This is a genomic window from Streptomyces lushanensis (assembly GCF_001700515.1).
GTDB lineage: Bacteria > Actinomycetota > Actinomycetes > Streptomycetales > Streptomycetaceae > Streptomyces > Streptomyces lushanensis.
Window position 1 is genome coordinate 1 of sequence record NZ_MAUD01000180.1, and the last position, 15,497, is coordinate 15,497.

At 69.4% G+C, this 15,497-nt stretch carries 8 protein-coding genes and 1 pseudogene; 8 read left to right on the forward strand and 1 reads right to left on the reverse strand.

Annotation, left to right across the window (positions count from 1 at the left end; genetic code table 11):
• Positions 1 to 416: 416 nt before the first annotated feature.
• The 4 genes from BFF77_RS16290 (at position 417) to BFF77_RS16305 (ending at position 8,809) form a co-directional block, all read left to right on the forward strand.
• Complete coding sequence (locus BFF77_RS16290; RefSeq protein ID WP_066949784.1) at positions 417 to 2,807, forward strand: DEAD/DEAH box helicase; 2,391 nt, start codon at positions 417 to 419, stop codon at positions 2,805 to 2,807.
• A gap of 57 nt (positions 2,808 to 2,864) precedes the next feature.
• Positions 2,865 to 4,955, forward strand: coding sequence for a telomere-associated protein Tap (tap, locus tag BFF77_RS16295; protein ID WP_066949787.1), 2,091 nt, complete (start codon positions 2,865 to 2,867; stop codon positions 4,953 to 4,955).
• Positions 4,956 to 4,958: 3 nt separating this feature from the next.
• Positions 4,959 to 5,516: a telomere-protecting terminal protein Tpg gene (tpg, locus tag BFF77_RS16300; RefSeq protein ID WP_066949790.1), complete on the forward strand. Its 558-nt coding sequence runs from the start codon at positions 4,959 to 4,961 to the stop codon at positions 5,514 to 5,516.
• Positions 5,517 to 5,590: 74 nt separating this feature from the next.
• Positions 5,591 to 8,809: a Helicase associated domain protein gene (locus BFF77_RS16305; RefSeq protein WP_079125211.1), complete on the forward strand. Its 3,219-nt coding sequence runs from the start codon at positions 5,591 to 5,593 to the stop codon at positions 8,807 to 8,809.
• Between the two features lie 108 nt (positions 8,810 to 8,917).
• Here the strand turns inward: BFF77_RS16305 and BFF77_RS16310 are convergent, their stop codons facing one another.
• The gene (locus BFF77_RS16310) at positions 8,918 to 9,658 is read right to left on the reverse strand and encodes a TIGR02391 family protein (protein ID WP_066949805.1); all 741 of its coding nucleotides are present in this window, start codon (positions 9,656 to 9,658) and stop codon (positions 8,918 to 8,920) included.
• Between the two features lie 152 nt (positions 9,659 to 9,810).
• On the opposite strand from BFF77_RS16310, the gene BFF77_RS16315 reads away from it, so the two are divergent.
• From BFF77_RS16315 to BFF77_RS16330, 4 genes and pseudogenes are all read left to right on the forward strand, one after another.
• The gene (locus BFF77_RS16315; protein WP_141698452.1) at positions 9,811 to 12,213 is read left to right on the forward strand and encodes a hypothetical protein; all 2,403 of its coding nucleotides are present in this window, start codon (positions 9,811 to 9,813) and stop codon (positions 12,211 to 12,213) included.
• Between the two features lie 215 nt (positions 12,214 to 12,428).
• Positions 12,429 to 13,853: a TniQ family protein gene (locus tag BFF77_RS16320; RefSeq protein WP_066949798.1), complete on the forward strand. Its 1,425-nt coding sequence runs from the start codon at positions 12,429 to 12,431 to the stop codon at positions 13,851 to 13,853.
• Positions 13,854 to 14,005: 152 nt separating this feature from the next.
• Complete coding sequence (locus tag BFF77_RS16325) at positions 14,006 to 14,764, forward strand: TnsA-like heteromeric transposase endonuclease subunit (protein WP_066949801.1); 759 nt, start codon at positions 14,006 to 14,008, stop codon at positions 14,762 to 14,764.
• Positions 14,761 to 15,497 (forward strand): annotated as a pseudogene (locus BFF77_RS16330) (transposase); the annotation flags it as partial. The gene BFF77_RS16325 and the pseudogene BFF77_RS16330, both read left to right, overlap by 4 nt.

The following is a 15,497-nucleotide window of genomic DNA, read 5'->3' on the forward strand; positions in this document are numbered from 1 at the left end:
CGCGAGCGCGGGCGCCTGGGCTGGCAGCAAGGGCGGGTGCATCACGTGCGGGACTGTGTAGGGTCTGGGATTCCCAGCTAATACCTCTGCAACGCATGTGACGGATCATCGGCCTGACGAAGTGCGGCCCCACCGTAGTGACGGGCTCCGCTGCGCTCCACTCGAACCCCTCCCCCGTTCTCAACTGCCCGTACGCAACCCCACCGAATCTCACGAGCATACACCCTGATGAGTCACTGGAAGGCGGGAATCGGTCATGTGTCACCCTAGAGTGCGGAAGTTTAAGCAAGAGTGATGCATCATGCTCGCGCACTGTGTAGAGTCTGGGAACAGACAGCATCACTCCTGAGCCATTCGTCGCTCCGGGAATCTCCATTCTGATGCGCGCATCATTCCGCGAAAAGGAGAACACGGGAATGGCCGTGAAACTACGTGCCCACCAGATCGAGGCCGTTGCCGCCATTGTGCGCGGTCTCGATATCTCGCCGGGCGGGATTCCTGTGAATGGCCTGCGCGGACAGGTGCACGCCGCGTGCGGAACGGGAAAGACCATCATCGCGGCTGCGGCGGCAAAGCGGCTCGCGCCCAAGGGCCGCATTCTCGTTCTGGTGCCGACGCTGGATTTGCTGTCCCAGACGGTTCAGGCGTGGAATGCGGCCGGGCACACGGGTCCGGCGGTCGCGGTGTGTTCTCTCCAGGACGACCCGGAATTGTGGAATCTTAAGGTCCGGAGCACCACGAATCCGGTGCAGCTCGCCCTGTGGCATGGGCAGGGGCCGGTCACCGTCTTCGCGACGTACGCCAGCCTCGGTGTCCTTTCCGAGGCGTTCGAGGGCGCCTACGGGCAGCAGTTGTCTCCCATGGACCTGACGGTGGTTGACGAGGCCCACAGGACAAGTGGCTCGATGGGTAAGGCTTGGGCCGCGGTGCACGACCAGGGGGTCATTCCGTCGGTGCGCCGGCTGTACCTGACGGCGACGCCGCGGATCTGGGAGGAGCGGCTGAACCGCGAGGTTGCTGAGGGGGTGCGTGACCGGCTGCCTCGGGGGATGGCGGCCTCCATGGACGACGAGACCGTCTTCGGACCCGTCCTCTACAAGCTGTCCCTCGCATCTGCTGTGTCGCGCGGGCTGCTGGCGCGGTACCAGATCATCGTGCTGGAGCTCCAGGACCCGGTTGTCACGCCCGAGCGGCTGATGGGTGAGGAGCGGCGCAGTGAGGAGGTGCGCGGTCAGCGGCTCGGGGCCTTGCAGGCCGCACTGTTGCACACGATGGCGCAGCACGACCTGTCGACGTGCATCACCTTCCACCACCGCACCATCGAGGCACAGGCGTACGCGGAGGGCCTGGAGCGGGTTGCGGCCAAACTGCACGCCGACCGGCCTGAGCGGTACCCGGCGCAGATCTGGGCCGACTGGCTCTGCGGCGAGCACGTACCCGAACGCCGGCGCGGAGTCCTGGGCAAATTCGGCACCGCGGCACTGCGTGCCATTCTCTCGAATTGCCGCGTATTGGGTGAGGGCGTTGATATTCGCGCCGTGGACTCCGTGGCTCTCCTGGATCCCAAGGGTGCGCCGCACGATATTGTCCAGGCTATCGGGCGCGCTTTGCGTCAGAAGCCGGGGCAGGGCAAGCTCGCCTCTCTGATCGTGCCGGTTTTTCTCCAGCCCGGGGAAAAGCCGGAAGACATGTTCACTTCGGGATCGTATCGTCCGTTGGTGAAGATCCTTGAAGGTCTACGCGCTCACGACGAAGAGGCAATCGAATTGCTGGCGATCCCCCAGGAGCCGCAGAAGGACGTCGCGCAACCGTCCCAGCACATCGGTACGCCGCCCGGGGAAGGCGAGGATGAATCCCGTCTGCTGCTCCGTTTCGCCGCCCCCAGGGATCCGGTAATGGTCGCGGACTGGGTGTCCTTCAATGTCATCGACACCGAACGTCAGGACTGGGCCCGTGGCTGGGCGAAGCTGAAGACGTACGTCGAGCGGGTCGGGAACGCGAGGGTGCCCTACGGACACCGCGAGGGCGCGACACCTCTTGGACAATGGGTGGCGGAGCAGCGACGGGCATATGGGGCCGGGGAGATGAGCGGGCAGCGCGCCCAGCGCCTGGAGCGGCTCGGCATGGTGTGGTCGATGGCCGATGAGAGGTTCCAGGAGAACCTGGAAGCCGCGAAGGCGTACTACGACCAACACTGGACGCTCTGCGCCCCCCGCACGGCGGCCATGCTGGATAGACCCTTGGGGATGTGGCTCGCGAATTTGCGGCGTCCTGGTGCGCTGGACGACCACCCCGACTGGAAGACAGCACTCGAAGCTGTCGACGAAGACTGGAACCCCGGGTGGCCGGCCGAATGGCAGCGGCACTACGCCGCACTACGCGAACTCGTACGCGACGAACAGGGCCAGGCCGATGTCCTGCCCGGCGTCACGGTTCACGGCATGGACATCGGACGATGGGCCGCGAAACAGCGCCAACCGGTGGTGTGGGCTTCGCTGATGGACGGGCAGCGCGAGCGCCTGGAGCAACTTGGTGTCGTACCGCTCCCACCGGAGCAGGAAACGCCCGCCAAGGCCCCCCAGGGCGCCTCTGGAGCCTTCGAACGGGGTATTGCAGCCCTGGCGCAGTACAAGGCGCGGGAGGGCTCCGTGACCGTCCCCAGAGGCCACACAGAGCAGTTGGAGGACGGGACAGAAGTCCGACTCGGAGTGTTCCTCAGCAACAGCAAAAGCCGCCGCGCGAAGCTCACCGTCGACAAACTCGCCGCGCTCGCAGCGCTGGGGTTGGAATGGGCACAGGAAGGTTAAGGAGTGGGCTAAGTTTTTGGTTAAGCAGTATCGGGTCCTGATGTGAAGGTGCAGGGAATGGCATCTGAGGAAGAGCTGTTCGCGTCCGTCGACGCTCTGTTGAACGAGGAGCCGCATCTCCCGCCTCCGGCGGAGCGTGCCCGGCTTCGTGAGGCCGCCGGCATCACCCAGGCCCGCCTCGCGACCGCGTTGAAGACGACGACCCAGTCGGTGAAGAACTGGGAGAACGGCCGCTCGGAGCCGAAGTCGCCGCGCCTGGATGCCTACCAGCGGCTGCTGAACGGGTGGGCCGCGAAGTACCCGGCCCACGGAGCTCCCGCTGTCACGCCCGCCCCGGCTCCCGCGCTCAACCCGGAACCGGTTGCGGAGACGTTCACCGGCCCGGCCGTGCCCGAGGCGCCCGCCGTAGTGGAGGTGCCCGTCGTCCAGGCTGAGTCGGCGACGTCGCGCCGTCCGGCGAAGAAGCGTTCCGCGCCCGTAGCCGACTCCCGGTTCCCGCATGGTCCGCTCGCGGTGCTGGACGGTGACGGCAGTGCGTACGGCGTCGACGGCATCGTGCTCGACTGCCCGGCGACCACTATCCCGGAGTTGGTGGAGTGGACGCTGCGCGAGTCCGGCCTCGGGGCTGCGAAGCTGAACCGGTACGGCAAGGACTCCGACCCGCTGATCGTGCTCACCGCCGCGGCCGCCGTGAGGCTGGGACTGCCCGAGCGCCTAGAGGGCCACGAGCAGCGCCGCTCCCTCCGGCTGCCCGCCGACCACCCGGTGGTCAAAGAGGTGGCGAAGGCTCGGTGGCAGTTGACGCAGCGCGGGTTCGGCCCGTGGGCGCGGATCTACCGCAAGGCCCAGGGGCGCGAGCGGCAGTGCGTGCAGCTCGCCATCCTGTCGTGGGACGCCCTCGATCTCCGGTCGTGGCCCGGCGTCTGTGAGATGGAGCCGGCCGACATCGCACGCGTCCTGGGTGTCTACGCGACCCGGGTCATCACCCCACGCGGCTCCACCGCCGTCTCGGGCCTGGAGTTGATGACGGCGCTGCGCCCGCCGACGAAGGCCGTGCAGGACCCGGCAACCGGGAACTGGGTGTCCGGCTACAACGCGGGCTCCCTCGGTGTGGAGCCGATGGACCCGGCGCCGCCGGAAGCCACCCCGGAACACCCCGTGGTCGTGAACTCCGGCTGGAGTGGCGGGTTCCTCAACGAAGAGGCGTACCAGTGGGTGCGCTCGGTGGAGACGCTCAGCGATGAGGAGTGCGTGCTGCCCTTCGCGGTCGGCCTGGACCTCAACACCGCGTTCCTCGCGGCCGCGGCCCGCCTGGTCGTCGGCCTGTCCGCCCCGGACCACTTCCACGCCCCGACGTTCAACCCGAAGATCCCCGGGAGCTGGCTGGTCGACCTGTCCCACATCGAGCTGGACCCGCGCCTGCCCAGCCCGTTCACCCCGGACGGCAGCCGTCCGACGGGACCTGCCTGGTACCAGACGCACACCGTCGCCTACGCCCAGGAGCTCGGCTACGACGTCCACCCTATCGAGGCGTACCTGCGCCGCGAGACCGGCGCGTACCTGGACCCGTGGCACGACCGGCTCAAGACCGCCTACGTCGACACCCTCGCCGACCTCGGCGTCACCCGGGAACTGGACGACCGCCAGTTCCTCGCGGCGATGGAGCAGCACAAGCAGGTCGACCCGGCGATGGCCGCCGTCCTCGGCGCCATCAAGGCGACCGTGAAGGGCGGCGTCGGCAAGCTCCGCGAGCGCCCGCAGGGCAAGCAGTACAAGGACGGCGACCCGTGGCCGGCCATGCAGCGCCCGACCTGGCGCCCGGACATCCGCGCCGCCGTCATCAGCAAGGCCCGGGTCAACATGCACCGCAAGCTCAACAACATGGTCAAGATGACGGGCCTGTACCCGCTCGCCGTGCTCTCCGACTGCGTCGTCTACCCGTCCCCGGGGGAGAGCCCGTTGGACTTCCTGCCGTACGCCGCCAGCGGTAAGCCGCAGCCCGGAGGATTCCGCCTCGGGCCCACGCCGGGCCTGGCGAAGCTGGAGGGCGTCCAGTCGATGCTGTGGGCGGTCGACCTGATGGAGAAGAGCCTCAACCCGGCCCGCCACATCAAGGGCGGCGACGCCGTCCTGGACGAAGGAGAGTAACCGGTGAGCGAGATCGACGACGCGATCGAACGCGCCGACCGGGAGGCCTTCACCCGCCAGCCGCCGAAGACGTTGAAGGGTCAGATCGGCTACCTGCTCAAGCAGTTGGGCAGTGCGAAGGCCGTCGCGCAGGAGATCGGGGTCACCGCCGACTCGGTGAACCGCTACAGGCGTGGCGCCCGCAAGCACGCCCGCGCCGACGTCGCCGCGAAGATCAACGACGCGGTACGAGCCCGCTGGCAGCCCCAAGTGCGCAAACGCCGCCAGAAGCAGGCCGCTACCGCAACCGGGATCACGGTGGAGACGAGGGCCCGTTTCGGGTACACCGCGCCCGTCGGAACGACCGACGACGGACGCTTCCGGCGACTCACCGTGCACCTCCCCCCGGCGTACGCGCAGCGCCTGTTCGACGCCCGCAACGCGGGCGCCAGCGACCAGCAGATGCGCGGAATCATCGCCGAAGGATTCAAAGAGATCTACTTTCAAGACGGCGGAGGGCGCGCCACAGGACTCTCCGACGTCACCCTCAACGACATCGACTACCTCGACCTCGACTACTGACCTGACACCGGCTGACGGGCCCGGCACCTGCTTGTTGAGCCGAAGCACGATAGTTGTCACAAGCGACGGGATGGGTGGGGGAGCTGTTGCTGGCCGCGGGTGCCTTTCGGGTGACGCCCCTGCAGGGTGAGATGACGCTGTCGTTCCTGGGGCGGATCGCGGACAGGTACGGCCTCACGGTGCGGAGTCTGCTGTCGTCGGTTACCGAAGTGGCTGGCCAGCAGGGCGTCGTCCGGGCTCTGCAGGGCGACAGTGAGGTGTTCTTGAACGCCGCGGCCCGGGACCGGGTCGCGGCGCTGTGTCGTGTGCCGCAGGTGGGCTTACGCCGCGCGTTGCCGGCCTGGACGCGGGAGGAGCCGCTGGGCCCCTCGAAGGAGCGGCTGGCGGCGCGGCTTTACAACGGGGTGGAGACGGTTGCTGCCTGGGGTCCGGCGTGCCCGGGCTGTGTGGCTGCGCGGACCGGTCACGTTGCACCAGCCCGGGTGTACCTGGCGGCGCACCAGCGAGTCTGCCCACGCCATCGATGCTGGCTGAAGAGCGTGCCGGGCAGCGGGGGCCGTGTCGTCGGGTTGGCCGGATGCCCGGAGGTGGTCCAGGCGCAGGAGGATCACCGCAGGCTGCTGCGCCGCTCCCCCGTCGCTGGTTCGGCGTTCGATGTTGCTGAGGCGGTCACGGCCTGGTGGTGGGCGCAGGAGTGGCCCGAGGAACGTCTGTGGCCGGTGCGGCTGGAGGCGGCCATGCCCGCGGGTGAGGATCCGCAGCGGTGGCGGATCCTGGCGCGGGATCTGGTCACCTACCCCGAGACCGTCGCCCTCGCCACGCTTCTGGCCAGCCCGGCCTGGCGGCTCCGTGTCGCTGCTGACGGCGGTGGTCACCTCCCTTACCGGTTGGCTGATGTGCCCTGCGTGCCCGGCGAGCTGGGCCATCGCTTGCGGCGACCGTGGCTCACCGAGCGTCTGGCCGCCTGCACCCACGGACCGCTGTTTGCCTGGACGTACCAGTGCATCCGTACCAAGGGCGGCAGTGGAGACGACGAACAGCGGCTGTGGCAGGTCCCCTTGGCGCTCCGGCCCCGGCCTCTCGCCGACATTCTCGCGGGCTACCAGCGTCGGCAGACCGCGGGCGCAGAGGGTCCGCCGGCTCAGAAACGGCTGCGGGGCCACAGCGTGCACGCCGAGGGCGCCTTCGCCGCCGGCCTGGCCCACGCACGCACCTACGCCGCCCAGCACGGCCACCTCGCCACCCAACGCGACACCCGAGTCGGTTCCTTCGCCCTGGGGAAATGGGTGCACAACCAGCAGGCCCACGCCCTGACCCTGCCCGAAGAAAAGGCCGCCGCCCTGAAGGAGGTGGATCCGTGGTGGAACATCCCCTGGTCGGTGAAGTGGCAGCGCTCCTACTACCGCGCCCGCGACCACGTCAGCCGCCACGGCCCCCTCAACGCCGCCGACGGCTTCCCCGACACCCACATGCTGACCGGGGAATGGCTGTACCTGCAGTGCACCGAGTACAGCTCACTCCACCCCCAACAACGCCGTCTGCTGGCCGACATCGGCCTCACGGCCCAGGCCGCCGGTGGCGCACGCCCGCGCCGAACGAGCCGGACAGCGGGCATCGATACGGCTGTTGCCTGTGCGCGTGCCTTCGTCGCCGAACACGGATGTCTGGCCCTGGCCACCAAGAACGTCTCGTACCAGGGGTTTTTGCTCGGGAAGTGGCTCGCTGCCCAGCGTTGTCTCACACGCCGCCAGGACGAACCAGCGCACCTTCAGGTGCTCGACGCGATCGACGTGTGGTGGAACCCGCCGTGGCCCTTGGCGTGGCAGCGCACCTGGTACCGGATCCACGCTCATGCCCAAGACCGGCGCCGAGGGGCTGCAGAAGGTGGCTGGCCGGACGGCAGTGACGGCTGGGCCACGTGGCTGTCCGTACAGTGCACCGGTTACAAGCAGTTGCATCCGCTGCAGCAGCGTCTGCTGGCGGAGATCGGCATCACCGCCGAGACTGCCGCCGCTCGCCCCCACGAGGTCATCGCCCAGCTCTGCGGTACGGGCCCCGGGCTGGCCCACTCGCGCACGTACGCCGCCGCACACGGCCACCTCGCCACGCCCCTGAAAGCTTGTCCTGAGGGGTTTCCGCTGGGCCGGTGGCTGAGCGAACAGCGCCGCCAGGCGCGGGAGCACCATCGCAGTACAGGCGGGACATGGCCGGTCAGCACGCTCCTCGCCACGCTCGACCCCTGGTGGAACCCGACCTGGTCCTTGGAGTGGCAACGCAACTGGAGCCGCGTACGCGAGCGGTCAGAGTCCGTGTCCGCAGCCGTCGACGGTGGTACCGGCATTGCGGACCTTGAGAAGAAGCTGGCCGACTGGCTGAGGCGTCAGTGTGCCGGCTACGGCACGCTCGACCCCGAACAGCACCGCCTGCTGACCAAGATCGGCATCAACGCCGAAACAGCCCGGGCCGCCCAACCACCGGCTCCCCGCGCCGAGCCCGGTCTTCTCGACACCGCGCTCGCACAAGCTCGCGCCTACGCGGCCGGATACGGCCATATTGTCGCGCCCGTCAGCACCGTCCTTGACGGGTTCCCGCTGGGGAGGTGGCTGGCCTGGCAACGACGACGCGCCGGTCAGGGCCGTCTCTCCCCCACCCGGGCCGAAGCCCTGACCATGATCGATCCGTGGTGGAATCCGCCCTGGCCCCTGCGATGGCAGCAGGCCTACCACCGCCTCCGCACAGCAGCCACGGGTGCCGAGGGCGTACCGGCCACGAACCTCCCCCGAGGCCTTGTCCGGTGGATCCGTGTCCAGCAGGAGTCCTGGGAGCATCTCCACCCCGGCCAGCAGGACCTCCTGACCGCCCTCGGCATCACACCCGACGCTGTTGTAGGCGAACGGCCCGCCCCGGCCACACGCTCCTACCCCGCCAGCCCCGGAATCGACCACGCACGCGCCTACGCCGCCCGACACGGCCACCTCACCCCGGACAAACACACCCGGCAAGACGGGTTCCCCCTCGGCAGATGGCTGTGCCAGCAACGCCGCAAAGCCCGCGCCGGCGTCCTCTCCACCACCACCATTGAGGCGCTCACCGCCCTCGACCCGTGGTGGAACCCACCCTGGCCCTACACCTGGCACCGCACCTGGCAGCAATACCGCACCACGATCAACGGGAACGAGACCCTCCCCCGTGCCCTCCAGCACTGGGCCAACGCCCAACGCAGCCAATGGAGCACCCTCCACCCCGGCCAACAGCACCTATTGACCGCTGCTGGCATCACTACTGCTCCGTGACACAAGCGGAGAGCACTCGATGCGTGTGGGGCTGGAGTCAGGTTGTCGGCGTAGCGGCGCTCGCCTCTGGCGTGGAGAACGCCGCTTTCGGATAGCATAGTTCGGCTCTCACCTGGCATTCTCCACTGCGGCGGTGTCCACCCATCTCGCCAAGATACTGAATGCGGCCAGCTGCTCCAGTGCCTCGTTCTCTTCCAGTTCCTCATCCTCTTCGTGGGCGATGGGGTTGCGGATGGCTGAGTAGACACCCCTTGCGAAGTTTCCTGCACCGTCGTGGCGGTTTCTGAATGTGTCGCTCCCGTCGTTCTCGCTGAGACGCAAGCGGGGGTGCCCCGGGGCAGGTTGATTGGTGGAGAAAGCATCGGAGAGGAGCTTGGCCTCGGAGGCGTCTCGTCGTCCAAGCTTCGCCTGGGATTGCACATTCACTGCCCTGGCGGCAGCGCCGACCGCCTCGCGGAAGTGGCCGCTGCTCCACAGGCCCTGCACGCTGCCCCAGACCCATGGGTGCAGCGTGGCTGCGTCGAGCTGGGGCGCGCCGCTGCCGAGATTCTCCTGCAATTCCTGTTCTGCCTCCAGGAAGGCGACCGCGCGGTGAGCCGCCTCCCGGTGGCGCCACATCGGTTGCCTCTTGGCTTCTTCCCAGTCTGCAGTTCGCCAGTCAGGGATCACCCGGTCCAAGATCTGCTCCGCGATGTGCGCAGCAGCCTGCGCCTCTGGCTTCGAAGCATTCTTAAACTTGAAGCTCCCAGCACTCACCATGCCGTGTGGTGGCGCAACCCACTCGACTGCTGCGGTGTGGAGGAAACCCTTGAGCTTCTCGATCGCCCACTCTTTGTTCATCTGCGTCATGCTCTGATGCTGCCGCACATCACTGACATCGCCGTCCTATACGCCAGGTCAAGCTGACAGTCGCTGGCTGGTGTCTGCGGATCCAGGCGCGACCCTGCCGTGGACCCGGCATGATCTGTTGAGGAACGCAGACGGACTTCGGGGGCCTCGGCATGCAAAACGTTCTGAACCGGATTGCCACGCAGGGAACGGTATTGGCGCGCCGCCATGTGCGACCGTTTAGACGTGCCTTTCTGATTCGCGACGACGACTACGCAGGCCTGCTGCGGGTGATCGAGCGTGCCTGCCAGGTGTGGGGCGGGGTCGGCGACCTCATTGTTCCGGTGGCTGCTGACGGTAGCGTCAGCGCCTTGTACCGGACGATGCTGCTGCGCAGCGAGCTCGACTACCTGACGGTCGTCGTCCCTGATACCGAGTCACAGGCATGGCAGCAGCGATGCCGCGAACTGGGCGAGGCGATGCGGCTGCCGACGGGGCGGGGCGAAGAGATACCGGTTCTCATGATTGCCGGGGCGCGAGACGCTGAGAGTCTGCGTACGGTGACCGTGACAGGCACACCGGCGGACGATCCCTGGGAGCTGGTGTACAGCGTCATGCTGGGGCGCTTGCCGCACCGGCCTGACGAGGACCTGCTGGCGTACTCAAGAGCCCGCGATGATCTGCAGTTCTCCGATGTCTTGACCCTCGAGCGGCAGACACCCGAGAGCTTGGGGGTGAATGACCTGCTGACGCGGTGCCGGCAGGTCACGCCCGTGGGACTGAGCCGGATGTCCCTGACACCCCGTCCCGTGTGGGTGGGCACCAACGGTGTTGACGACTGGCTGCAGGAAGCCGGAGCGGCAGCCCGCGACCTGGGCCGCAACGTCTACGTCCTCTGCGAGCACAAAAGCGTCGCGGACGCCGCCCTGTTGTGGAACCTGCGGGCCCTGCACGGTTGGTCCCACATCGTGCCGATCGGCCTGCCGGTGTCGCGTACCCCGGCTGGGGAACTGGACGCCGCCGAAGCGGAAGCGAGGATCGAAACCGTCGCTCGTCAGCCGTTCTGGGTGACCGGCGCGGCGCCCATGATGGTGCTCACCTCGGCCACGCTGCCGCAGGAGGAGCTTGAGGCTGTGGGGCGTGCTCTGCCCCACCGTCCGGTTTACGCCCTCAGCCCTTCCGATGTACTGGTCGCCACTCCCGCGCCCCTGGCCCGGAGTTCCAGCATGCCGCTGACCTTCGCCGCCGGCCGCGCGCTGGCGCCGACACTGACCGAGGACGACCGGGAGGTACTGGCTCTGGTGAACACGGACCAGTCGGTCCGTGTCACGGTCGAGGTCGACCGGCAGCCGCTGCCTTCGTTGGTACCGCTACGCGGTGGGCGCTGGTCCGTGTACCCGGCGTACGGGGGAGGCGGCGCGATCGTCAGTGCTTCAGCGACGGGCGTTGCCGAAGTGCAGTGGCCGCAGGCGTGGACTCTCTTGGAGGCGGCCGCGCGTGAACACGGCCTGACGGTACGGGAGTCCGTCCCCGGACAGCACGCCGTCGCGCTGGCCGAACTCGCCGGCGGTGCGCACGGGGTTCGCTGGCTGGCTCATCGCGGCCTGCTCTCGCTGCTGTACTCCACTGCGGCAAGCACATCCATGAGCTGGTTCAAGGCGCGGGCGGATCGTCTGGCCAGGCAGGTAGCCGCAGCTCAGGAAGATCCCGACGCCGCAATGGCGCAGTTCTCCGAACTGCTCGCGGACATCAACGTCAGCCATGACGCCGAGACCTCGGGCGCATTCGATCTCAGCTCCCTCAGCAAAGCGCTGGGCGGGAAACGCTCGGTCGCGGAAGCCTGGCTGCGGTGGGCACTGCAGCGGCGCCTCGTCCTGCGTGTCGTCCAGCTCATCTGTGATCACTGCGGCTTCAAAGTCCTGCGCCCGGTGGAGCAGACCGGCAACGCCGGCTGCCCACGATGCGGCCGCACCATGGTGGACCCGTTCGCCCTGACGTCGCTGACGTTCCGATACCGCCTGGCCGAGCCCCTGCGACGGTCCATCGACGACGATTCCGTCTACCACGCCTTGATCATGCGCTGGCTGATCGCGGCCCTGGCGAACCGGCCCGGCTACCTGGTGGGCGCGCACCCCGGAGTCGAGTTCTACCGCGGGAAGCAGCAGATCGGTGAGGCCGACATCGCCCTGCTCATGGCGGACGGCACCATCATTCCCGCCGAGGTGAAACGGCACGGCCGCCAGCTGACCGAGGGCGAGGTGGACAAGGTCCGCTCGATCGCCGACGCGCTGCAGTCCCCCACCGTGCTGCTTGGCGCGGGCGACAGCAGCGACGACTGCCCTCAAGCCCTCACACATGACCGCGACGACGGCACCGCCCGCGTCATCACCAGCGACTACTGGCTCACCCCGATCCCCCGGCCCGCCATCGACGGCTCAGGCCTGCCCCGCTGGAACAGAGACAACAACCGTCCCCCCGGCACCCTGCACGACCACGAAGAAGCCTTCTGCACACTCATCGAGGACGCCAGCGCCCGCGCCTTCGGCACATACGACCCCGTCCGCGACCTGTTCTGACACTGCGATGTGCCCCAGGAACATGCTGGTCAGAAAGCGACATCGATACAGGCGATCTCGGGGTCAAGCCGGGGCATCGGCTTTCGTCCGTATCTGCGTCAGCCACCGCGCGGTCTCCAGCACAGACCCGAGCGCCGCGCCCACCCAGACCTGCGGCGCAGCGGGATGCGGACAGCCGGATCCGCCAAGAACAGAGAGCGAGGAATGAAGCCGCCATGGCTAACGCCGACGGGGCTGTCCAGGGCGGCAGTCTCCCGCCCGGGATCTTCCGTGTCGCGCCCTTCGCCGGAGAGACAACGGCGTCGCTGATATGCCGCACCGCCAGCCGCTACGGGATGGAAGCGAAGGTGCTGCGGGCCTGCTGGAAGTGGCGCAACTACCCCCCTGGGCACGAGGGCGGAGGCGCACGTGCCGACGCCGAGGTGCTGCTGAACGCAGCCGGACGCCAGCTCCTGGCAGGCATGTGCGGCGTGGAGGAAGACGTGCTGGCACGGGCGTTGCCGTCCTGGGAAGAAGGGGACGCCAAGCTGCGCGCCGAGGGTGGCGATCCGGTGGGGCTGTGGCGGATCGGTGGCGCGGTGGCCGGTCCGGTGGCGTTCGGCTGCCGGCTGTGCACGGCCCGGCGCACGGGGACAGCTCCCACCGCGGTGCGGTACGCGCCGCGGTGGGAGCGGGCGTGTGTCCGGCACCGGCGGTGGCTGCTGGACGCGGACGCCAACCAGCCGCTGGAGCACCTCGACCTGCGTGGCCTGCCGGAGGTGGTGGCGGGGCAGCGGCGGTGGGCCTCGGTGGCACGGCGGGCGGTGCGGGCCGGTGCGGAACCGGAGCGGGTGTTCGCGCTGGCGCATGCGGTGGTGGCCCGGTGGTGGGAGCAGGCCCTGCAGTGGGAGCGGGAGACGATCTGGCCCCGGCGCCTGCACCAGGTCGCGGGCGGGGATGCAGGTGGTGATCTGGAGCGGTGGCGGATCGTGGGGCGGGACGCAGTCATCTTCCCGGAGGTGGTGGCGGTGGCCGACACGCTGCTGGACCCGGCCATGGCCGAGCTGGTGTGGGCCGACAGCGGTGCCGGCCGGCCGCGGGCGCTGCCCGCCGACGGGACGTTCTGCCGTCGGCTCGGCGAGCGGGTCGGCCGGCCGTGGCTGGGGCCACTGGCGGCGACCGACTACGGCGGCCCGCTGACCTCCTGGATGGGCAGCGTCATCCGCCTTCGCCGCGGCGCCGGCGGGCCGCCCGGGTACGACAACGACCCGTGGTGGCTGCGGCAGGAACACCACAGCTCGACCATGGCCGGCCAGCTGCGGGTGCTGAGCAAGGAGAAGAAGGCGCCCGGTTCGGGGACGATGTGGCGGGCTGCAGTGCCCGCCGAGCAGCGCAGGCTGATCACCAGCGCTATCGACAGCACCGAGGAACAGCTGCTACAGCTGCGCGGGGTGCAGACCGGACCGACCGCCGACGTCGCCCGACGGCTGCTGCGCGGGCTCGGTCACAGTGCCAGCCTGATCGAGAACGCCTGGAAACGGACCGCGGTGGCGGCGGTGAACGGCGGGGTGCCCCTGGAGGAGGTCGCCGGGTGGGTGGACATGCCCGTCGAGGTGCTCCGCAAGATGCTGTCCGCGGGCGGGCAGGAGAGCGGCGGCTGAGCCCGCGCGCCGGGGGCGAGTCGGCTGTTAGCTGATACGGCACTCGTTCGTGGCAGAAACACTGAAAACAGCGGTCCGGGCGGGCGGGAGCGGCTTGGCTAGCGTGGGTGATCAGTACAGGAGCAGCCCGGGGCCGGGCAGGGCGAGCGGCCGTGTACCAGGTAGGCGGGTTCGAGGCGGTCTTCCTCGACCCGGTGGGGCAGGCGGCGCAGCAGCGGTGGGCGGATGCCGCCATGACCGTGGCGTTCGAGGACCTGCCGCCGGTGTCGGCGTTCCCGGCCGTGCCGGGGCGGCGCTGGGGGCCGGGCCTGTGGTGGTCGGCGACCACCGGGCGGCACGTGGCCGCGGGGTCGAACGCGATGCGCGCCCAGCTGATGGTCTTGGACCGCGACCCGGAGGTGACGGGCCTGGCGGGGCGGCCGGTGCGGCTGCTGTGGCGCAATCGCCGCGGCCAGGTGCGTTCCTGGGTGCCGCAGCTCTTCGCCCGCCGTGCCGACGGCACCGCGCTGCTCGCCGACTGCCCCGGCCACGCGGGCGCTGGCGGCGAGCGGGCGCAGAAGGCCGCCGAGGCAGTGGCGCAGGCATGCGCGGACATCGGCTGGACCTACCGCCGCCTGCCGCCTCTCGACGACATCCTGGCCGCCAACCTGAAATGGCTGGCTGGCTACCGCCACCCCCGCAACGCCGGCCGCCCGGGGCTGACGGAGGCGGTCATCGAGGCGTTCACGCGGCCACGGCCGCTGATCGAGGGGGCCGAAGCGGCCGGCGACCCGATCGAGGTCCTCCCCTGCGTCTTCCACGCCCTGTGGCACGCCCGGTTGACGGCCGGTCTGGACACGCCGCTGCACGAACGCGTCCCCGTCGGCCCGCGGGGCTGGAGCAACCCGGGCAAGACGGGAGGTGCCCGGTGAGCGCGCGGCGTCATGCCCGGCCGGCCGTGAAGGTCGGTGCTCGCGTCCGGTTCTGTGACGTGACGTGGCAGGTGGTCGCCCTTTCGGGGCAGGAAATCCACCTCCTCGGCCCGGACGGCGGCGGCCAGACCGTGCTCGCCGGGCACCTGTTCGCCGACCCCGGCTTCGCCATCATCGGAGCCGATGCGCCTCAGGCGGCCCCGCAATGGGGGCTGTTCGAAACCGCTCCCGCCGCAGCGCGTGAGAAGGCCCTGGCTTGGCGGCGGCACGTGCGGGAAGTCGAGTGCGGGCTTGCCGGCGGGCCCGGCAGCGAAGGAGCGGTCCGGCCGCAGTACGACCCGCAGCGGCACACGCTGGCCGAGCGCGAGCAGGCCAAGGCCGAGGAGCTGACCGCGCTCGGATTCGGCCGGGTGTCGCGCACCACGGTGCAGCGTATGCGCCTCGCCTACCGCAAGCAGGGCCTGTGGGGGCTGCTCGACCACCGCACCACCCGCGCCTCCAGCCCCACCGGGCGATCCGACGAACGGGTCGTCGCCGCCGTCCGCGAGGCACTGCGCCGCCGCCGCGGGCGCTCCAAGGGCACCATCAACGGCCTGTTCCCGCTGATCAACCAGATCCTTCAGGACCGGCACGGCCCCGGCACGGTGCCGGCGCCGTCCCAGGCCACGCTGTACCGGCTCGTCACCAACCTCGCCCGGCCCGGTGAACTGCCCACCGGGCCGGGCGAGGTTGG

Bases quoted from the DNA above. Each gene is read 5' to 3' on its own strand.
- BFF77_RS16290 (WP_066949784.1), top strand. From the start codon at position 417: ATGGCCGTGAAACTACGTGCCCACCAGATCGAGGCCGTTGCCGCCATT.
- tap (WP_066949787.1), top strand. From the start codon at position 2,865: ATGGCATCTGAGGAAGAGCTGTTCGCGTCCGTCGACGCTCTGTTGAAC.
- BFF77_RS16310 (WP_066949805.1), bottom strand. From the start codon at position 9,658: ATGACGCAGATGAACAAAGAGTGGGCGATCGAGAAGCTCAAGGGTTTC.
- BFF77_RS16315 (WP_141698452.1), top strand. From the start codon at position 9,811: ATGCAAAACGTTCTGAACCGGATTGCCACGCAGGGAACGGTATTGGCG.
- BFF77_RS16320 (WP_066949798.1), top strand. From the start codon at position 12,429: ATGGCTAACGCCGACGGGGCTGTCCAGGGCGGCAGTCTCCCGCCCGGG.